At 69.3% G+C, this 19900-nt stretch carries 15 protein-coding genes and 1 tRNA gene; 6 read left to right on the top strand and 10 right to left on the bottom strand.

The genetic code is table 11. The annotated features are described in order from the left end of the window. Positions 1-20: 20 nt before the first annotated feature. The 3 genes from E1269_RS26170 to E1269_RS26160 form a co-directional block, all read right to left on the bottom strand. Entirely contained in the window at positions 21-1508 is a 1488-nt protein-coding gene (locus E1269_RS26170) for an alpha-L-arabinofuranosidase C-terminal domain-containing protein (RefSeq protein WP_131900132.1), read from the bottom strand. A 47-nt stretch (positions 1509-1555) separates the two neighbouring features. Then, the gene (locus E1269_RS26165) at positions 1556-3589 is read right to left on the bottom strand and encodes a hypothetical protein (protein WP_131900130.1); all 2034 of its coding nucleotides are present in this window, start codon (positions 3587-3589) and stop codon (positions 1556-1558) included. 139 nt (positions 3590-3728) lie between these two features. Then, on the bottom strand, positions 3729-4748 hold the full coding sequence (locus E1269_RS26160; protein WP_131900173.1) for a LacI family DNA-binding transcriptional regulator: 1020 nt from the start codon (positions 4746-4748) through the stop codon (positions 3729-3731). 175 nt (positions 4749-4923) lie between these two features. On the opposite strand from E1269_RS26160, the gene E1269_RS26155 reads away from it, so the two are divergent. Then, positions 4924-6324 (top strand): sulfatase family protein, encoded by a 1401-nt coding sequence (locus E1269_RS26155; RefSeq protein ID WP_131900128.1) that lies wholly within the window; start codon positions 4924-4926, stop codon positions 6322-6324. A 327-nt stretch (positions 6325-6651) separates the two neighbouring features. On the opposite strand, the gene E1269_RS26150 is transcribed toward E1269_RS26155, so the two are convergent. Beyond that, a tRNA-Leu gene (locus tag E1269_RS26150) sits at positions 6652-6725 on the bottom strand. A gap of 65 nt (positions 6726-6790) precedes the next feature. Here E1269_RS26150 and E1269_RS26145 point away from each other — a divergent pair. The 3 genes from E1269_RS26145 (at position 6791) to E1269_RS26135 (ending at position 9995) form a co-directional block, all read left to right on the top strand. Continuing rightward, the gene (locus tag E1269_RS26145; protein WP_239001035.1) at positions 6791-7402 is read left to right on the top strand and encodes an ANTAR domain-containing response regulator; all 612 of its coding nucleotides are present in this window, start codon (positions 6791-6793) and stop codon (positions 7400-7402) included. Between the two features lies 1 nt (position 7403). After that, entirely contained in the window at positions 7404-8570 is a 1167-nt protein-coding gene (locus E1269_RS26140) for an ABC transporter substrate-binding protein (protein WP_131900126.1), read from the top strand. Positions 8571-8726: 156 nt separating this feature from the next. After that, positions 8727-9995 carry an ABC transporter substrate-binding protein gene (locus tag E1269_RS26135; protein ID WP_131900124.1) on the top strand — a complete coding sequence of 423 codons (1269 nt, stop codon included), beginning with the start codon at positions 8727-8729 and terminating at the stop codon, positions 9993-9995. A gap of 278 nt (positions 9996-10273) precedes the next feature. On the opposite strand, the gene E1269_RS26130 is transcribed toward E1269_RS26135, so the two are convergent. The 6 genes from E1269_RS26130 to E1269_RS26105 all read right to left on the bottom strand — a co-directional run bounded on the left by E1269_RS26130 (position 10274) and on the right by E1269_RS26105 (position 15817). Further along, positions 10274-11050: an ABC transporter ATP-binding protein gene (locus E1269_RS26130; RefSeq protein ID WP_131900122.1), complete on the bottom strand. Its 777-nt coding sequence runs from the start codon at positions 11048-11050 to the stop codon at positions 10274-10276. Continuing rightward, positions 11047-12153, bottom strand: a complete 1107-nt coding sequence (locus E1269_RS26125; RefSeq protein ID WP_131900120.1) for an ABC transporter ATP-binding protein — start codon at positions 12151-12153, stop codon at positions 11047-11049. Before E1269_RS26125 ends, E1269_RS26130 begins: the two co-directional genes overlap by 4 nt. Beyond that, a complete protein-coding gene (locus tag E1269_RS26120; RefSeq protein WP_131900118.1) occupies positions 12143-13132 on the bottom strand; it encodes a branched-chain amino acid ABC transporter permease in 990 nt (329 codons plus the stop codon). The genes E1269_RS26125 and E1269_RS26120 overlap by 11 nt, the downstream gene beginning before the upstream one ends. 19 nt (positions 13133-13151) lie before the next feature. Next, a complete protein-coding gene (locus E1269_RS26115) occupies positions 13152-14573 on the bottom strand; it encodes a branched-chain amino acid ABC transporter permease (RefSeq protein WP_203434089.1) in 1422 nt (473 codons plus the stop codon). A 130-nt stretch (positions 14574-14703) separates the two neighbouring features. Beyond that, positions 14704-15453 carry a DUF554 domain-containing protein gene (locus E1269_RS26110; RefSeq protein ID WP_131900114.1) on the bottom strand — a complete coding sequence of 250 codons (750 nt, stop codon included), beginning with the start codon at positions 15451-15453 and terminating at the stop codon, positions 14704-14706. A 7-nt stretch (positions 15454-15460) separates the two neighbouring features. Continuing rightward, positions 15461-15817: a hotdog fold thioesterase gene (locus tag E1269_RS26105; protein ID WP_420810673.1), complete on the bottom strand. Its 357-nt coding sequence runs from the start codon at positions 15815-15817 to the stop codon at positions 15461-15463. A gap of 173 nt (positions 15818-15990) precedes the next feature. Here E1269_RS26105 and polA point away from each other — a divergent pair, with 173 nt between their 5' ends. Then, complete coding sequence (gene polA, locus E1269_RS26100) at positions 15991-18678, top strand: DNA polymerase I (RefSeq protein WP_131900110.1); 2688 nt, start codon at positions 15991-15993, stop codon at positions 18676-18678. A gap of 236 nt (positions 18679-18914) precedes the next feature. After that, positions 18915-19898: a lytic transglycosylase domain-containing protein gene (locus E1269_RS26095; RefSeq protein WP_203434088.1), complete on the top strand. Its 984-nt coding sequence runs from the start codon at positions 18915-18917 to the stop codon at positions 19896-19898. The last annotated feature ends 2 nt before the right edge of the window (positions 19899-19900 follow it).

Raw genomic sequence — 19900 nt, 5'->3', positions numbered from 1 at the left:
CCGGGCGGCAGCCGCCGCCGTCAGTACTCGAGCGCCACGATGGTGTACGAATGCGGCGGCAGCGACAGCGACAGGTCGCCGTCGACGGTCACGCGTTCGGTCCTGGGCAGGACCGCGTCGGGGGAGTCCGGCGTGTTCTGGGCCAGCGGATCGTCCGCGGCGAGCTGGATGACGGTGGCTGCCGGCTTCGGCGACCTGTCCCGGAGGACGACGTCGGTGACCATCTCATCGTCTCGGGAACGGTTGACGACGGAGATCCAGGCCCTGCGGCCGCGCTCGTCGTGGGTGGCACTGGCATCAAGGTACGGGACGGCGCCGAGATGGCGGTGATCGTGGAGGAGATAGCCGTCGCACTCCACGTGGGCCGGGACGCTGATCGGGCCGCTGTTCTCGCGCTGCATGAGCAGCGGCCAGTAGACGGTCTCCGGCACCACGTGGTCCTGGTCGACGAACAGCGCGCCGACCACGTTGATGGTCTGCGCGAAGTTGGCAAGGCCGACGAGGCGACACTGCCGCTGCATGGCGTTGAGGAAGCCGGCGACGGCCAGGGCGTCCATCAGCCGGAACTGCGGAGCTTCCGGACGCCAAGCAGCGCTCATGCCGCGCAGGTCGGTGTCGGCGCAGTTCCACTCGGTGAAGGCCAGGCGCGGCCGCCGCGCGGTGCCCTTCTGCCTGGCCACCAGGTCGACCAGCCCGCCGAGCGCGCGGATGCCGTCCTCCTCGATGAATCCCGCAGCGACGATCCGGTCGTACTCTGCCTCTCCCATGCGCCCGGAAAACCGCCAATAAGTGTGCACGGCCAGATAGTCCACCTGATCCCAAGCCTGATCGAGGACGGCGGCGTTCCACTCGACCGACTCTTCCGGACGCCAACAACCGACGGCGATGAGCTTGAGCCCGTCATCGATTCGCTTGATCGCCTTGGCCCATTCTCTCGCCCGGACCGCGTTCTCGTCGGCGGAGCACTGGCCGATCTCCCACTCGCCCCAGTCCTCGTTCCCGATCTGCCAGTACCGCACGTTCAGCGGATCGGCCCTGCCATGCCGACGCCTCAACTCCGCGTTCGGCGAGGAGCCCGTCCCGTTCACATACTCAACCCAGTCGAGGGCGTTGCGCAGGGAGGCTGTCGCAGTGTTGAAGTTGAGGTGCGGCTCGGCGCCGACGCTGCGACAGAAGTCGACGAACTCGACGGTGCCGAAGTCGTTGGCGACGTCGTACCCGAAGTGCCAGTCGACGGTTCGCGGTCGCGCCTGCGCGGGTCCGATCCCTGCCTCCCACCAGTAGCTCGTCCCAGTACAGCCGCCCGGCCATCGAATGACACTCGGGCGCAGCCGGGCGATGCGGTCACGGACCTGGCGGCGAATGCCATCACTGCCGGCGTCCGGATGCTTCGGATCGTGCAGGCCTCCGTCAGCCACCCACCGTCGCCTCGAGAGGAACTGGCCGTAGATGAGTGGGTCCACCGCTCCGATCGGATGGCCCAGGTCGACCTCGATCCGGGCCTTCATCGCTTCCTCTCTGACCTACCGGCGAAGGGCATCTGTTCGTCAGCCGATCACTGCGGGTCCACGAGCAGGACGGTGACCGAGTGCGGCGCGAACCTGTAGGTGAGGGAGCCGGATCCGCCGTTCGACTCCGATGTGACCGACAACGCGACCGCCTCGGGTTGTTGTGCCGTGTTGAAGGCGGTGAAGGAGCCAGGTGCGACTTCCCGCGCCTGGTAACTGCCGGACCCGGTGAAACCCTGGTAGGTGACCGTGCCCTCGACCGGCTGGGTCGGGTGCCGGTTCACCACGGCGATTACCAGTGCGCCGTCGTTACGGACGGAGGTGCCGACGACGAGCGCCTGGTAGGAACCGTCGGCGCTGGTGATCGTCGGATTCCCGGTCGTGCTGTGCGGCACCACGTCGCCGCCACCGAGCGCCAACGGCCGGATCGCTTGCCGCACGGCGGCCTCGGCGGAGTAGACGAAGTCCGGGGCAGCACCGAACACGCCTCGCAGCGTCGTGTCGGTCAGGGCACCGCCTTCGACGATCTCGACACCCAGGTTGTGGAAGCGGAGCATCTGCGACGCCATGTAGAGGGCGTGGGTCATCGACGCGGTCCACTGTGGGAACTGCGGGTCCGTGGGCGGTGGGCCGCCGATGGCACCGTACTCGCTGAGCGCGATACCGACGTCGGTGCGCGTTGTCCCGTCCCGGATGGCACCATTCAACGCGATGACTGCGTCGCGACTCGCCAGCTCGCCCACCATGTGCTGATCATGCGCCTGGCGGGCGGACTCCCATGCCTGCGTGCCGAAGTCCCGCCCGAAGTTGACGTAGGGGTGGACGGACAGGCAGTCGTAGTCGGACTCATGCCCGAGAGCTTCCATCCTGGCCACGAACTCTGCGGTGCCCCAGGCGGCGCAGACCTCTATGTCTGGGTCCACCGCCTTCATGGCGGCATAGTAGGCGGGATAGCCGGCATGCGGCCCCGAGCCGTACGTCGCTCGGATGTCGCGCCCCTGCGGCGGGATCTGGCCGTTGGTCCCGTCGCCGAACAGGATCGTTCCGGACGCGGGGTCGAACTCGTAGACCTGATCGTCCGGTCCCGCCGTGGCGAGGTCGGCGACTCCGGTCCAGGTCACCCAGGAGTCCGGGTCGCCCGACTGGCCGACCTGGATGGTCTCGCTGTCGGGCACCACGGGCGGGTAGTGCACGGTGAAGGTCTGGTGCGCCGAGCCATCGCTCGCGGCAGCGCTCGACCGATGGTCGCATCTGGTGCCGACCAGCTGATCGACCTGCTGCGTCGTGCCGCCCAGGATGTATTCGTCCATCGCGGCAGCGTCGTCCTCGCTCATCCAGTACCGCTGGTTCGGGCGATCCGGCTCGTTCCCCACCTCCCAGTACGTCACGTCATGAGGATCGGCGTGGCCGTTCTCCGCCCGCACGTCCGCCCACGCTGTGCCGCCGTTGGGGTTCGTGCCGACCGGAGCGTTCATGTACTCGACCCAGTCCGCGGCATCCTCGGGTGTTCCACGGTGAAACGGGACCATGATCTGACTCTCCACCGGGTTCGCCCGCGGCTGCCCCGTGTCGGGATCCAGGCTCGACGCTTCAACGTACTCTTCGTGCTCGTCCGGTCCGTAGTTGCTCTCCAGCGGCGACCTGTTGGCGCGGCGGGAGTCGACCTGGCAGCTGCGATCTTCCAACGGACCGATCGCGCGCTTCCACTCGAACAGGTTGGCCAGGGTACCGCCCGGGTACCGGACGAGCTTGACTCCGGCGCGGTCGGTCCCCTCCACCACGATCGGATCCGGGAACGGTGTGCCGCCGCCGCCTGGCACATGCCACATGCCGTAGCCGTCGAACGAGTACCTGTGATTGGCGCCCATCAGGGTCACGTTGACCGGTTTCGTGGGCTTGCCCGCGTCCACCGCGATCGTGGCCGTGAGCGGAGCCGGGTCCCCGGCGAGCGCTCCCTGCGCACACACCGAGAGCGTGACGACCATGACGCCGAGGGGCGACGTGCGGGCGAGTTTCCGGCCGAGGTTGTTCATGCTCTCCTCCAGGCCAAGGGGTGGCGGCTGAGTCGCAACGAACAGCATGTGCGCACTGGCTACGCATGGCAGCGCACGATCACGACTGTACATCGTGGCACACAACGTTGAAAAGATGCCGGCTGGGTGATGGGTTCTAGGTCGAAGTCGGGGACGCCGGCTCGATCGAGCGGACGACAGGGCGTGGTCAGGCCCGCCGGCCCATGGTGCTCTCCCGTTCGACGAGCTCGAAGCCGGCGTGCAGCTCCTGCGGGGCGGCGTCTGGGGCGACCGACATCCGCTGTACCAGTGCCGCGACGGCGAGTCCCGCCAGCGCCTTCTTGTCCGGCGAGATGGTCGTCAGCGACGGACTGCAGAACCGGCTCTCCTCGATGTCGTCGAAGCCGATCACCGCGACCTCGGACGGTACGGCGACACCACGCTCCTGAAGAGTGCGCAACGCTCCCAGCGCCAGCAGGTCGTTGAAACAAAACACGGCGTCGGGCGGCGGGGCCAGGTCGAGCAGTGTCGCCATCGCGGCGGCGCCATCAGCGCGGTGGAGCTGATTCACGGGCAGCAACAACTGCTTGTCGAGGCGTATCCTGGCCTTACGCAGGGCTCGCTTGTAGCCCTCCAGCCGTAGCGATGCGGTCCGAGCGGTCTTGGATGGCGGAGCTCCGATGACCGCGATCCGTTTCCTCCCCAGTTCCACCAGGTGCTGCGTAGCGCGTTGCGCGGCGGCCACGTTGTCGACGGCGACGTGATCGGCCGCACCTCCGGCCGCCAGGCGCTCACCCAGAAGCACGACCGGCGGATGCCCCGGAATCTCCTCGAGGTCGTCCCACTCCAGCGCCAACGGGCTGAACAGCAGCCCATCGATGAACTGCGGCCGGAAGCCGGAGACGACCTGCTGCTCGCGCTCGCGTCGTCCATCGGTCTGGCTGATCAGCACGGTGAGCCCGTGGTCCTCGGCCGCGCGCACGACGCAGTCGGCCAGCTCGGCGAAGTACGGCTCGTGCAGGCGGGGCAGCGCGAGCGCGATCAGGTTCGTCCGGCCGGTGCGCAAGCTGCGGGCAGAGAGGTTCGGCCGGTATCCGAGCTCGTCCAGGGCCTTCTGCACGCGCTCTCGGGTGGCGTCGGTGACGTACTCCCAGTTGTTGACCACATTGGACACGGTCTTCACCGACACGCCAGCGTGATCCGCGACGTCCTTGAGCCGGACCCTCACCATCGTTCCCTTTCCCCCACGCAGATCCTAGTTGGCCGACACGCTGCCACAAAGCCGTGAGATCGACGTCTCGCCGGGGTCTCGCCGGAGCTTTACTTCGTAATGTACAACGTTATAAGGTCACGACGCGTATCTCCGAGTGCACGGCGACGATCAGCGGAGGGCTGAGGGTCAGATGAGCGCGCGGCAACCGGCGATCCTGTTCATCACGGCGGACGAGTTGCGCAAGGACGCGCTCGGCTGCTACGGCAACACGGCTGTTCCCACGCCGTCCCTGGATCGCCTGGCCGCGTCCGGGACGATCTTCGACAGGGCATACACCGCCAGCCCTTGGTGCTTGCCGAGCCGCTGCTCGATCGTCACGGGCCGCTATCCTCGCAACCACGGTGCCTACAGCAACTTTCGCGACCACGTGCTGTCGCCCGAGATCCCGAACCTCTACACCGTTCTGGGCAGAGACGGCTACACCACGGCGCATATCGGCAAGTGCCATTACGCCCCGGTCCCGTATGGCGACACAGCCCCTGACCGGACCTTGCCGTATCAGGAATTCCGGGACTACTACCTGAGCCTTGGCATGGACCACCTTGCCCTGCAAGACGACAAGCAGGTGTCGGTCTGGTTCTACGACGACTACACGCGTGACCTGGAGGCCGCCGGTCACCTGGAGGCCTATCGTGCCGCGGTATGGGACCGGGGCGCCGACAAGGTCTTCACCTTTCCCGGACCGGCCGAATGGCATCCCGATGCCTGGGTGGGCCGCAAGAGCTGCGAATGGATCGAGTCGTACGACGGCGGCCAGCCACCGTTCTGCTGGGTGTCGTTCAGCGGGCCACACTTCCCGTTCGACCCTCCGGAGGCCTACCTCGCCCGGGTCGACGACCAGCAGTTGGGCGAGCCCCACCTCCGCCCCGAGGAGTGGAGCGAGCCGGGCCGGCTGCACTACCGCAGCTTCCACAGTCGCGGACGTGCCGAAGGAGGCGGCTACCGCGACCGCGACGCGGACTATTGGCACCGTCTTCGACGCAACTACCAAGCCAATGTCGCCTTGATCGACGACCAGATCGGCCTGCTGATCAGCGCCGCGGAGAAACGGTTCGGCGCGAACCTGGTCATCGTGTTCACCTGCGACCACGGCGAGATGCTCGGCAACCACGGATTCTGGGGCAAGGACTGCGGCTTCTACGAGGATGTCCTCAACGTACCGCTACTCCTGCGACGCGCCGACGGCGTCGGCGCCGGCACCCGGAGCGACCGCCTGACCAGCCTGGTCGATGTCTTCCCGACCCTGCTCGCGACCGCCGGTGTCGAGCCAGTCGGGGTCGACGGGCGCCACCTCGACGATTCGGGCCACGCACACGTCGTCGCCGAAGGCGAAGGCTTCCTCACCGTCACCGACGGGCGGCACAAGCTGGTCATGGCACACCGCGACGACACCAGGTACACGGAGATGTACGACGTCGAGGTCGACCCGCACGAGTTCAACAGCGTCGCTGGGCGACCTGAGTACGCCGACGCTCAGCATGAACTCCAAGCCGCGGGCCTGACCAACATGATCAACACGGTTCTGCCTTAAGAGCGGAGCCGGGGAGGCATGGGAGGCGTCGCCACGGCGCACCTGGCCCGCGCACGAGGGCTTCACCGTTCCTCCCGGTGGGAGGAGGCGTGCGCGGAGTACGCCGCGGCAGACACCGAAGAGCCGGTTGCTGTCGAGGATCTGGAAGCGTTGGCCGAGGCGGCCCACCCGGTCGATCCCGAAGCGGTCGGTCTTGCGAACTACGGCCACCCCCGACGGCTTCTCGGACCGACAGATACGTCGCTGGACGAAGCAGTGTTCCAGCACAGCCCGCCTCGGTCGCGGGTCTGAGCCGGGACTTCGACTGGAGCCACAGGTCAAGAGGAGTAGCCCGGGTGGGACTCGAACCCACAGACACCGCATTTTGAGTGCGGCGGCTTTGCCAATTTGCCTACCGGGCCGCGCTCGGCGGCGACAGGTTCATAGCCTACCGGCATCGGAAACATGTGCCGAGTAGGCTTCCCGGGTGACCGAATCGCCAACACCAGACGCGCCTGCCCGACGGGTCCTCGTGGCGGAGGACGAGTCGTTGATCCGCCTCGATCTCATCGAGATGCTCGGCGAGGAAGGGTACGACGTGGTGGGTGAGGCCGCCGACGGCGCCAGTGCCGTCCGGCTGGCCGAGGAGCACCGCCCCGACCTCGTCGTCATGGATGTCAAGATGCCCGTTCTCGACGGTATCTCGGCGGCCGCCCGCATCGTCGAGCAGCGAATCGCGCCGGTGCTCATCCTCACCGCGTTCTCCCAGCGTGACCTCGTCGAGCGCGCCCGCGACGCCGGCGCCATGGCCTACCTCGTCAAGCCGTTCAGCAAGGCCGACCTGGTGCCCGCCATCGAGATGGCGCTGTCCCGGCACGAGGAGATCACCCAGCTGGAGAACGAGGTCCACGACCTCGCCGACCGGCTCGAGACGCGCAAGCTGGTCGACCGCGCGAAGGGCATCCTGCAGACCAAATACGGCCTCAGCGAGCCCGACGCGTTCCGGTGGATCCAGAAGGCCGCCATGGACAAGCGGACGTCCATGCGCGACGTCGCGAAGGTCGTGCTCTCCGAGTCCGAGGGCGAGCCGAAGGGCTGACATGCGGGGGGTCCGTCGTGGCGCGGGGTGGGCCGCGCTGACGGTCTCGGCCACGCTGCTGGCATCCTGCGGCATGGTGAGCGCGCTCGGCGACGACGACGCCGGCGAGCAGAGCGCCACCGTCGCGGTCCTGGTGCCGGCCAGTGGGTGGCAGGAGGCCGACGGCGCCGGCGTGCTGGCCGCGGTCGAGGCAGCGATCGGTGCGACCGCCGACGACATCGGCGGCTGGACGGTCGAGGTGGCGGCCGTCGACGAGAACGGCGCCGAGCTGGGCGACGAGGTCGGTGAGCTGGTCGACGGCGACCTGATCGCGGTGATCGGTGGGCTGAGCACCGAGGCGGTGCGGGCCGTGCAACCGGTGCTCGACGACGAGTCGGTGCTGTTCGTGTCGCCCGCCGATGTCGACCCCGTGCACACCCGCGGCGCCAACCCGAGCGCGCCGCTGCGGCCGTACCGCTCGTACTTCCGCACGGCCGTCGGCGACGAGTCCCCGGCCGCGGCGCTGGGCCGGTACGCCGTCACCGGCCTCGCGGCCAGCGCGGTCGCCGTCGTCGACGGGGGAGACGCGCGGGAGGCGGCGGCGTTCGCCGACGCGGTCGGGGCCGCCGGCGGCGAGGTGGTCGCGCGCGGTACCGTCGCAGACGTCGCCGCGGTCGTGACCGCTGCCGAGGAGGACGGCGCGCGAGCCGTCTTCGTCTCCGGCACCTCGAACGCGGCGACGGAGACGGCGGAGGAGGTCCGCCGGACCGGACTCGACGCCACGCTGCTGGGAGCTGCCGCGTTCGAGGCGGACGACTCCGATTCCGGCGACGACGGCGTCCCCGAGGGCGTCCGCGACGGCGCGGTCACGGCGACGACGGCCGAGCTGGACCCGACGCGAGGCGCGTCGCTCCCGTCGAACGCCGACACCGGTACTGACGCCGGTGCGTACGGCGCAGCCGCCTACGACGCCGCCACCGCGGTCGGCACGGTACTCGACCGGTGTTTGCCGCCGGCCAGCTCGGCGTCCGCGGCCCGGCGCGGCTGCGTCGGCGAGATGGTGCAGCTCGACTTCGCCGGGGTGACCGGCGAGGTGGCGTTCGACGCGTTCGGCGACCGCGACGGGGGCACCGTGGCGTTCAGCGTCCTGCGGGACGGACGATGGCGTCCGGTGGCCGACCAGGAGTGATCCGGGCCGAGACCCCAAGGTCACAGTGTCCTAACAAGATGATCCTGGTTGGCCACGACCACTACGTTTGGGACATAGGACGGCATAAGTTTCGGGAATCATCGCAACCAACCGGCACCTCATCCCGGGTGGCCGGCTCGGCGAAGGAGAAATCACATGAACCGCACATCGCGACTGTGGCGGTCGTTGGCCGTCGCCGGGGTGGCCTCGCTTGTGCTGGCCGCCTGTGGCGGCGACGACGACGAGCCCGCGGACGACGGGACCGCCGGCGGCGAGGCCCCGGCCAGCGACGAGCCGCTGCGGCTCGGTACCCTGCTGCCGCAGACCGGCAACCTGGCCTTCCTCGGGCCGCCGGAGTTCGCCGGTGTCGACCTCGCGATCGAGGAGATCAACGCCGCCGGTGGCGCTCTCGGTCACGACGTCGAGGTGACCCACACCGACTCCAGTGACGCCAGCAACTCCGCCGTCACCCAGCAGTCGACGGACTCGCTGCTCAACGAGGGTGTCGCGGCCATCATCGGTGCCGCGTCGTCCGGTGTGTCGTTCACCGTGCTCGACCGCATCGTCCAGGACGAGACCATCATGTTCTCGCCGGCGAACACCTCGCCCGACTTCACGACCTACGAGGACGACGGCCTCTACTTCCGTACCGCGCCGTCCGACGTGCTGCAGGGCCAGGTGCTCGGCGACGTCATCCTCGGCGACGGGCACGCGAACGTCGCGGTCATGAACCTGGACGACGCGTACGGCAACGGCCTGGCGCAGTATCTGTCCGAGACCATCGAGAGCGGTGGCGGCACCATCGCCGCGAACGTCGTCTACGACCCGCAGGCGTCCAACTACACGTCCGAGGTCAGCCAGATCGCCGCGGCCCAGCCGGACGCCATCGCGCTGATCGGGTTCGAGGAGACGGTCACGATCATCCCCGAGCTCGTGAACCAGAACATCGGCCCGCAGAGCGTGCCGCTGTACTTCGTCGACGGCAACATCTCCAACTGGGGTGACCAGCTGCCGGCGGGCCTGCTCGAGGGCAACAAGGGCACCCAGCCGGGCGCCGAGATCGGTGAGGAGTTCCGCGAGCGGCTGCTCGAGGTCGACCCCGAGCTGGTCGACTTCAACTACAGCGCGGAGTCCTACGACGCCGCCATGCTGCTGGCGCTGGCCGCTCTCCAGGCCGGTTCGGTCGAGAGCCGCGACATCGCCGACAACCTGGTCGACGTGTCCCGCGAGGGCACCGAGTGCACCGGGTGGGAGGAGTGCGCCGCACTGATCGAGGACGGCGAGGACATCGACTACAACGGTGCGTCCGGCCCGATCGAGTTCACCGACGCCGGTGACCCGGAGACGGCCACTATCGGCGTCTACCAGTACGGCCCGGACAACAACACCACGCCGGTCGACTTCGTCGAGCGCACGATGGAGTGACCACCAGCCGGCCGCGGTCGGACTTCGGTCAGATCGTTGGACCCGCGAAGAGCCCCGCCGGGCCCGTCCCGGCGGGGCTCTTTCGTGCCCGCCGGATCCCCGTGGCCACCCCGAAATGATCACGTTCAGCACGAAGTCTCGTGTCACACCATGCTTGCAAGCCTCATGAGGGTCGGGCAGGCCTGGTGATGAGACCGGGAGCCCCGGAGGCCTCCTCCCATTTCCCGATGCGTGACGCGGGCGAGGACGACCGTGACAGGGCTGGTGCTGTGACTGTGTCAGACGCGGGCCAGCGAGCCGAGGTAGAGCTCGATGACCTTGGGGTCGTTGATGAGCTCGCGGCCGGTGCCGGTGTAGGCGTTGCGACCCTGGTCGAGCACGTACCCCCGGTGGCAGATCTGCAGGCAGCGCCGGGCGTTCTGCTCGACCATGACGACGGAGACGCCGGCCCTGTTGATCTCGCGGGTCCGGATGAACACCTCGTCCTGCAGCACAGGGGACAGGCCGGCGGACGGCTCGTCGAGGAGGATGACGCTGGGATCGGCCATCAGGGCCCGCCCCATGGCGACCATCTGCCGCTCACCGCCGGACAGCGAGCCGGCGCGCTGCTTGCGGCGGTCGCCAAGGGCGGGGAACAGGTCGGTGACGAACGCGAACCGTTCGGTGAACCGCTTGGGCGCCTGGTAGAGGCCCATCTCGAGGTTCTCCTCGACTGTCAGGCCGGGGAACACGTTGTTGGTCTGCGGCACGAAGCTGACACCGCGGGAGACCATTTCGTTGGCGGGCAGGTTGGTGATGTCCTCGCCGTGCAGCCGGACTGAGCCCTCGCGGACCCGGACCAGCCCGAACAGCGCCTTCAGCAGGGTGGACTTGCCGGCACCGTTGGGGCCGATGATGCCGACGATCTCGCCCGGCTTGCAGTAGAGGTCACACCCGGTGAGGATGTTGACGCCCTCGACGTACCCGGAAACGATCTCGTCGGCGCGCAGCACCGCACCCTCGGCGCCCGCTACGTGGGCCGAGCGGTCGGCCTGACCGGTGGTGGTTTCCTTCATCGCCCGCCCTTGTCGTCGCCGTTGTTCCGCGCCGCCCCTGCGGCTTCGGCGGTCACGTCGGCGGTTTGCGCGCCGTCGCCCTCCGTCGTCGTGGGTGCCTCGTCCTCCGTCGTCCCAGGCGGTGTCGTGTCGGCCTTCGCCGTCGGTGCCTCGTCGTCCGCCGCGGCCCCTTCCTGTCCCAGCTCCGCCGCGACTTCCTCGGCCAATGCGCCGCCCTCGAGCTGTTCCTCCAGCTCGGCCAGCGACTGGTCGTGGTGGGCGCCGAGGTAGGCGTCGATGACCTTGTGGTCGGACATGACCGCCTCCGGCGGCCCCTCGGCCAGGATCTTGCCCTGGCCCATGACGATGACCCAGTCGGCGATGTCGCGGACCATGTCCATGTCGTGCTCGACGAACAACACCGTCATTCCCTGCTCGCGCAGGTCCTTGACGTGCTCGAGCAGCGACTCGGTGAGCGCGGGGTTGACGCCGGCCATCGGCTCGTCGAGCATCACCAGCTCCGGCTGGACCATGAGCGCACGAGCCATCTCCAGCAGCTTGCGCTGGCCGCCGGAGAGCGACCCCGCGAAGTCGTCGCGCTTGGTGTCGAGCTTGAACCGGCGCAGCAGGTCCTCGGCCCGCTCGGTGATGTCGTCCTCCTGCGAGCGCCACAGAGCCGGGAACATCGCCCGCCAGAAGCTCTCGCCCCGCTGCCCGGTGGCGCCCAGCCGCATGTTCTCGATGACCGTCAGCTTGGACAGCGCCTTGGTCAGTTGGAACGTGCGGACCATGCCGATGCGGGCGACGCGGTAGGGCGGCGTGCCGTGCAGCGACCTGCCGTTGAACGACCAGGAGCCGTTGTTGGCCCGGTCGAACCCGGTGAGCAGGTTGAAGAACGTCGTCTTGCCGGCGCCGTTGGGCCCGATCAGTGCGGTGATCGACCCGCGCTGGATCTCGACGTGGTCGACGTCGACGGCCAGCAGGCCGCCGAACTGCCGCTTGACGTCGTCGGCGACGAGGATCGGATCGGCCTTCTTCGCACCCGGCTCACGTGGCACGTCGGCCAGCGCGGCCAGCGCCCGTTCGCGCCGGACCGACAGGCCTCCCATGGTGTCATCGGGCATCGAGCGCGATCTCCCTCCGGTCGCCGAGGATGCCTTGCGGGCGGAACACGAGCAGCAGCACCAGTACGACTCCCGTCAACATGAATCGTACGGCTCCTGTGTCGTTCTGGTTCATCAGCCAGTCCGGTATGTACTCATTGGTGATGGCCGCCCGCAGCGTCAGGTCGATGAACTGGAACGCGAACCAGACGATCGCCGCGCCCAGGACCGGGCCGAACACCGTCGCCGCCCCACCCAGGATCAGGATCGCGTAGGCGAAGAACGTGAAGTTCGTGGCGTACACGTCCGGCTGCATAGCGCCCTGGAACAGCGAGTAGACGATGCCGGCGAGCGCGCCGATGACACCGCCCATGACCAGCGACTGCATCTTGTACCCGTAGACGTTCTTGCCGAGGCTGCGCACGGCGTCCTCGTCCTCGCGGATGGCCTTGAGGACGCGCCCCCACGGGCTGCGCATGAGCAGCCACACCATCAGGGTGCACAACGCCACGAGGCCCCAGCCCACGGCCATCACCCAGAGGATGCGTTCGCGGAACTCGAAGGGTCCGAACTCCAGCGGCTCGGTGAACGGGTTGAGGTCGTAGAAGGTGTCGCTGAACCCGGTGATCCCGTCGGAGCCGCCGAAGACGTCGCGGCCCCACGCAGACCGGCCGACCAGCCGCACGATCTCGGACGCGGCGATGGTGACGATGGCCAGGTAGTCCGCGCGCAGTCGCAGCGTCGGCACGCCAAGCAGCAGCGCGAGCACGACGGCCGCGCCGATGGCGACGACTATGCCGAGCCAGAACGACATCTCGTAGGTGGTGACGATGACGGCGACACCGTACCCGCCGACCGCGGCGAAGGCGGCCTGGCCGAAGTTGAGCAGTCCGGTGTAGCCGAACTGGATGTTGATCCCGATGGCGGCGAGGGCGAAGACGATCGCCTGGACACCGATCAGCTCGCGGATCGAGAGCTCGAAGATGCTGCCCCAGTCCATGGTCGTAGCTCCTTCCGCCTCAGCCGATCCGCTCTCGCCGGCCCAGGATGCCCTGTGGCCGCACGAGCAGGATCAGGATGAGCACGACCAGAACACCGGCCGTCTTGAGTTCCGAGGGGACCACGTACGCCGACATCTCGATGAAGATGCCGACCACCAGCGCGCCGACCATGGCGCCCCAGGCCGTGCCGAGACCGCCGAGGATGGTGGCGGCGAACACCAGCAACAGGATGCGCATGCCCATGAGGTAGTCGACGCCCTGGATCATGCCGAAGAAGATCCCGGATAGTCCGGCCAGCCCGGTGCCGACGGTCCACACCACGGTGATGACGCGGTCGACGTTGATGCCCGAGGCCGCGGCCAGGGCGGGGTTGTCGGCGACCGCCCGGGTGGCCTTGCCGATCCGGGTGCGGGTGAGCGCGAGGGCCACCGCCGCGAGCAGGGCTACGCAGATGCCCATGATCACCAGGTCGCGGACCGTGATGCTGGCCGGCCCGATCGAGATGGGGCTCTGGAAGGTGTACTCGTCGTACGTCTCCCGGCCGCCGCCGATGATGAACTGCGTCAGGTACCGCAGGAACAGTGATACGCCGATCGAAATGATCATCAGCGCGATCAGCCCGGTGGGTTTCTTGCGCAGCGGTCTCCAGAAGCCGCGGTCCTGCCCCCATCCGAACACGGCGCTGAGCACCGTGGCCAGCAGCGCCGCCACCAGGACCGGCATGCCGGCCTGGTTGAGCAGCAGGGCGGCCACCGCGCCGAAGACGATGAGTTCGCCGTGCGCGAAGTTGGTGAGCCCGGTGGTGCCGAACACCAGCGACAGGCCCAGCCCGGCCAGGCCGAGGATCAGCCCGAACCGCAGGCCGCTGACGAACAGCTGGAGCAGCTGGTTGTTGCCCGACGTGACGGTGACGTCCTCGCCGGCCTCGGACTCCGCGCCGCCGGACTCCGTCCCGGTGACCGACTCGTCCTCGTCGTCGGTGGGCGTGGAGGTCTCGCCCGGTGACGGCTCGCCGTCGCCCTCCGGCGTGCCGACGCGGAACAGCACCACCTTGCGCTGCTGCGGGTTGACCGTCGTCTCGATGGTGTCGCGGACGACTCCCGGCGCGGTGGACGGCAGCGTGGCGGCGTCGAGGACGACGGTGTAATCGCCGGGACCGGGCACCGGGACCTCCCAGGTGCCGTCCGCGGCGGTCTGCGCGGTGCCGATCTCCTCGCCGTCGGCGGAGGTGACCGTGATGGTGACCCCCTGCACCGGCGCGTCCTGGAACTCCAGGGTGCCGTGGATCGTCTCGCCCGTGCCCTGGGCTCCCGCCACCGGTGCTACGAGCAGGACGGTGGCCAGGACAGCGAGAAGCGCTCCCAGATATCTGGCCAGCTTCTGCACGTGTGGTGTACCTCCCGCTCCAGGGCCGCTGACCCGGATGCGTGTGTCGTGCACGCGCCAGATCGACGGTCGACCGTCAGACGTCCGATGCCGGAGCATAACTCTCTTCCTGGACGTCTCCCGCGCCACGGAGGCGCCGTTCTCGGACCGATACCAGTTGGTAACGTTTGTGCGTTGCAGCCGGTCAGGACCGAATTGCCGCGACAATGCTGACGAGAATCGGCGCGACGACGAGGGCCGGCAGCAGGTCGCCGACCGGAAGCGGCTTCATCCGCAACAGCCGCAGCGCGACACCGACGAGCAGCAGCCCGCCCGTTGCCGTGATGGCGGCCACATACGCGTCGCCGAGCAGGCTGCCGGCGATCACGCCGACGACGGTGAGCGCGCCCTGCACCACGGCAACGGCGATCGCGGAGGCCATGACGCCCCAGCCCAGCGAGGCGGCGAACGCGACCGCGGCGAAGCCGTCCATGGTCGCCTTGAGCGCCAGCTGGTCGTAGCCCAAGCCCATGCCGTCCGACAGCGAGCCGAGGATGGTCAGCGGCCCGACGCAGAACAGCAGCGACGTGGTGACGAAGCCCTCGACGAACCGGCGCCGCGCCTCGCCGTCGCCGTCGCCGGAAAGCCGGCGCTGCAGCCCGGACCCGACGCCTTCCAGCCGCGCCTCCACCCGCAGCAGCGACCCGGCGATGCCGCCGATCAGCAGCGCGCCCAGCACGATCAGCACCGTCGCGGAGTCGCCCACCTCCGCGGCGAACCCGGCGTCCAGCACCGCGGCCGCCGACGTCGCCGCGATCAGCAGGGTGACCAGCCCGAGCGCATCGGTGACGACGTCGCGAGTGCGCGGCGGCAGCCGGTGCCCGACGAGCAGCCCGACGCCCGAGCCCGCGATAACCGTGACGACGTTGAGGACCGTTCCGAAGCCTGGGAACATGCGCCGGTCAGCGGTCGCCGGCGATCGGTACCAGGAAGCAGGTGAGGCGCGCGGTGCACACGCGGCGGCCGTCGTCGTCGGCGATGACGATCTCGTAGCTCGCCGAGCTGCGGCCCAAGTGGGCGGGCGTGGCCACCGCGGTGACGTGGCCGGAGCGAACGCCGCGATGGTGGGTGGCGTTGATGTCGACGCCGACGGCGTAGCGATCGGGCTGGCCGTGCAGGTTGGCCGCGACGGAGCCGACGCTCTCGGCGAGTACGCACGAGGCGCCGCCGTGCAGTAGCCCGAACGGCTGGGTGTTGCCCTCGACCGGCATCCGCGCGACCACCCGGTCCGGACCGACCTCGAGGTACTCGATGCCCATCCGGTCGTCCAGGGCGGCCTTCGGCACGGCCGCGAGCTCGGGGCGTCCGCCGTCGTCGGGAGAGCCGTCACGCGCCTGTTCGGTCATGGCTGCTGACGATATCGCGGGGCCCGGCCGCGATGGACCGCGCCGACCCCTGAGACAATGTCGGACCCGGCGACTAGGGTTGCCGCGTGGTCGAAGCTGCTAACCCCTCCCGCCTCTTGCTCCTCGACGGTCACTCGCTGGCCTACCGGGCGTTCTATGCGTTGAAAGACGCGAACCTGGTCACCACCACCGGTCAGCACACCGAGGGCGTGTACGGCTTCACGTCCATGCTCATCAACGTGCTGCGCGACGAGCAGCCCTCGCACGTCGCGGTCGCCTTCGACGTCTCGCGCAAGACGTTCCGCAGCGAGAGGTTTCCGGAGTACAAGGCCAACCGCAGCAAGTCCCCGGAGGAGTTCAGCGGCCAGCTCGACCTGGTCAAGGAGGTGCTGACGGCGCTGCGCATCCCGTATGTGGAGAAGGAGGGGTACGAGGCCGACGACATCATCGCCACGCTGGCCACGCAGGCCGAGCGCGACGGCCTCGACGTCTCCATCTGTACCGGTGACCGCGACGCCTTCCAGCTGGTCAGCGACCACGTCACCGTGCTGTACCCGCGCCGCGGCGTGTCCGACCTGTCGCGCATGACGCCCGAGGCCGTGCAGGAGAAGTACGGTCTGACCCCGGCTCAGTACCCCGACTTCGCGGCGCTGCGCGGCGACCCGTCGGACAACCTCCCCAACATCCCGAGCGTGGGGGAGAAGACCGCGGTCAAGTGGGTCGCCGAGTTCGGCACCCTCGACGAGCTGGTGGCCAGGGCCGACGAGGTCAAGGGCAAGGCCGGCGACGCGCTGCGCGCCCACCTCGGCCAGGTCATGACCAACCGGCAGCTCACCGAGCTGGTCCGGGACGTGCCGCTGGAGGTCCACCTCGACCAGCTGGCCCGCCAGACGTGGGACCGCGAGGCGGTGCACCAGCTCTTCGACACCTTGCAGTTCCGGGTGCTGCGCGACCGGTTGTACGAGTACCTGGAGGCCGGCGAGCCCGAGGCCGAGGAGGGCTTCGAGATCGACGCGGTCCACCTGGAGCCCGGCGAGGTCGCCGGGTGGCTGGCCGAGCACCTCGGCGCCGAGCGGGCCGGCGTGTCCGTCCGCGGCACCTGGGGCCGCGGCACCGGCGAGATCACCGAGCTGGCCGTCGCCACCACCGACGGCGCCGGCGGGTGGTTCGAGCCGTCCCGGCTGACGCCGGAGGACGACGCCGCGGTCGCGGCCTGGCTGGCCGACCCCGAGCGCGGCAAGGTCATGCACGACGCCAAGGGCCCCATGCACGCGCTGGCCGCCCGGGGCTGGGAGCTGCGCGGGTTGTCCGCCGACACCGAGCTCACCGCGTTCCTGGCGCTGCCCGGCCAGCGCTCGTACGACCTCGCGGACCTCGTGCTGCGGTTCCTGGGCCGCGAGCTGCGCGCCGAGGCCGCCGGTGCCGAGGTCCAGCTGTCCCTCGACGGCGGCGACGAGGAGCAGCTGGGCACCGACGAGACCGTGCGCGCCCGCGCCGTGCTCGACCTCGCCGCCGCGCTGGAGGCCGAGCTGGACAAGAAGGGCGGTCGCACCCTGCTCGACGAGGTCGAGCTGCCCCTGGTCCAGGTGCTCGCGTCGATGGAGCGTGCCGGCATCGCCGTCGACGTCGACCATCTGCACGAGCTGGAGTCGTCCTTCGGCGGCAACGTCGCGCAGGCCGCCGACGACGCCTACGACGCCATCGGCCGGCGTGACGTCAACCTCGGCTCGCCCAAGCAGCTGCAGGCGGTGCTCTTCGACGACCTCGCGCTACCCAAGACCAAGCGCATCAAGACCGGCTACACCACTGACGCGGAGTCGCTGGCCGAGCTCTACGCGAAGACGGAGCACCCCTTCCTCGAGGCACTGTTGCGTCACCGCGACGCCTCGAAGCTGCGGGTCACCGTCGAGGGACTACTCAACTCCGTCTCCGACGACGGCCGCATTCACACCACGTTCGCGCAGACGATCGCCGCCACCGGCCGGCTGTCGTCGGCCGACCCCAACCTGCAGAACATCCCCATCCGCACCGACGAGGGCCGGCGTATCCGTGCCGCGTTCGTCGTCGGCGATGGCTACGAGACGCTGCTGAGCGCCGACTACAGCCAGATCGAGATGCGCATCATGGCGCACCTGTCCGACGACCAGGAGCTCATCGACGCGTTCGCCTCCGGCATGGACTTCCATTCCGTGACGGCCTCGCGCGTGTTCGACGTCCCGGCCGAGGAGGTGAGCGGCGGCCAGCGGGCCAAGATCAAGGCGATGAACTACGGCCTGGCGTACGGGCTGTCCTCCTACGGGCTGTCGCGTCAGCTCAACATCCCCGTCGCCGAGGCGCAGACCCTCATGGACGAGTACTTCGAGACGTTCGGTGGGGTCCGGGACTACCTCAGTGAGGTGGTCGAGCGGGCGCGCATGGTCGGCTGGACCGAGACCATGCTAGGCCGCCGGCGCTACCTGCCCGACCTCACCAGCGACAACCGCCAGCGGCGCGAGATGGCCGAGCGGATGGCGCTCAACGCACCCATCCAGGGCTCGGCGGCCGACATCATCAAGGTCGCGATGCTCCGGGTCGAGCGGGCGCTCGCGGCCGAGAAGCTGGGGTCGCGCACGCTGCTGCAGGTCCATGACGAACTGGTGCTCGAGGTCGCGCCGGGCGAGCGGGACCAGGTGATCGAGTTGGTGCGGCGCGAGATGGGTGCCGCCTATCCGCTGCGGGTGCCGCTCGACGTCTCCATCGGCCTGGGCCGCACCTGGCAGGACGCCGGTCACTGACCTGCGTGCCGATCCGTCGCGCGGGGCCGGCGGTCACTCCGGCGTCAGCGCCGGGTCGTCCGTGTTAACCACACCGTTGGTCATCTGTTTGCCGCACGGGGTAGACCGATCGGACGATGGCATGCGAGGCTCGTGGGGACGTCGTGAGAACGGAGTCCGCGTTGCGACCTGTGTTCCGAGCCGCTGGCGCTGTCGTGGCCTGTTCGGGGGTCCTGTGCTTGGGTGGCGCGGCGGGCTTGCCAGGTCCGGCGGAGCTCGTCTCGTCCTCTGAGTATCCGGACGACGAGGGATCGGACACGTTCGCCAACCGTGGCGACTCGATCGTCGGTGGCTCCTTCGACGGGCAGGCCTCGGTGACGGTCGTCGTCGACGACCAGTCGACCGCCTCCGGCTTCGTCGTCGGTTCGCCGGCCACCAACCCGCTCGGCTCGCCGACGCTGGCCGGCGGCCTGGGCATCCCGAGCCTGGTACTGCAGGCCTACCAGAGCGCCGCCTCGCGGATGTCGCTGGAGAACCCCGCTTGCGGTATCCGCTGGGAGATCCTGGCCGGCATCGGCAAAATCGAGTCCAACCACGCCAACGGCGGCCAGGTCGCGGCCACGGGCGAGGTCCAGCCGCGCATCATCGGCCCCGCGCTCGACGGCAACGGCTTCGCCAGCATCGGCGACAGCGATGGCGGCCGCTGGGACGGCGACACCGCCTGGGACCGCGCGGTCGGGCCAATGCAATTCATTCCCGGCACGTGGAAGGCGTTCGGCGCCGACGGCAACGGCGACGGCGTCGTCGACCCGCACAACCTCTTCGACGCCACCCTGGCCGCGGCCGGGTACCTGTGCGCCGGCGGCCACGACCTGTCGACCGAGGCAGGGCTGCGGGCGGCCTTGTACCGCTACAACCCCTCGACCGCCTACGTCGACCGGGTGATGTCGTGGATCGAGGCCTACGACTCCGGCACCGGCTTCCCGACGCCGACCCCGGGCCCCGGTCCGGCCGGCGCTCCGCTGCCGCCGCCGTCCACCGACGCGCCCAACCCGTCCGGCTCGCCGACGCCCACGCCGACGACGCCGCCCCCGCGACGCTGCTGCACCTGTACCGGCGGGCGCGGTTCGCCGTGCGCCCCGACATCACCGACGACGACGTCGCCGCGGCCCGCCGGGCGTTGGGCGCCATCCTGGCCACGATCGGCGCGCCCGCACCGGCAGGACCCCGATGACCACTGAAC

Source organism: Jiangella asiatica (genome assembly GCF_004349065.1).
GTDB classification, from domain to species: Bacteria; Actinomycetota; Actinomycetes; order Jiangellales; family Jiangellaceae; genus Jiangella; species Jiangella asiatica.
This window is presented reverse-complemented; position numbering and strand designations above follow the sequence as displayed.

Coding starts and splice junctions, on each gene's coding strand:
- E1269_RS26135 (WP_131900124.1), top strand. CDS start 8,727: ATGAACCGCACATCGCGACTGTGGCGGTCGTTGGCCGTCGCCGGGGTG.
- E1269_RS26130 (WP_131900122.1), bottom strand. CDS start 11,050: ATGAAGGAAACCACCACCGGTCAGGCCGACCGCTCGGCCCACGTAGCG.
- E1269_RS26105 (WP_420810673.1), bottom strand. CDS start 15,817: ATGGGCATCGAGTACCTCGAGGTCGGTCCGGACCGGGTGGTCGCGCGG.
- E1269_RS26140 (WP_131900126.1), top strand. CDS start 7,404: ATGCGGGGGGTCCGTCGTGGCGCGGGGTGGGCCGCGCTGACGGTCTCG.
- E1269_RS26165 (WP_131900130.1), bottom strand. CDS start 3,589: ATGCTGTTCGTTGCGACTCAGCCGCCACCCCTTGGCCTGGAGGAGAGC.
- E1269_RS26170 (WP_131900132.1), bottom strand. CDS start 1,508: ATGAAGGCCCGGATCGAGGTCGACCTGGGCCATCCGATCGGAGCGGTG.
- E1269_RS26110 (WP_131900114.1), bottom strand. CDS start 15,453: ATGTTCCCAGGCTTCGGAACGGTCCTCAACGTCGTCACGGTTATCGCG.
- E1269_RS26155 (WP_131900128.1), top strand. CDS start 4,924: ATGAGCGCGCGGCAACCGGCGATCCTGTTCATCACGGCGGACGAGTTG.
- E1269_RS26125 (WP_131900120.1), bottom strand. CDS start 12,153: ATGCCCGATGACACCATGGGAGGCCTGTCGGTCCGGCGCGAACGGGCG.
- E1269_RS26120 (WP_131900118.1), bottom strand. CDS start 13,132: ATGGACTGGGGCAGCATCTTCGAGCTCTCGATCCGCGAGCTGATCGGT.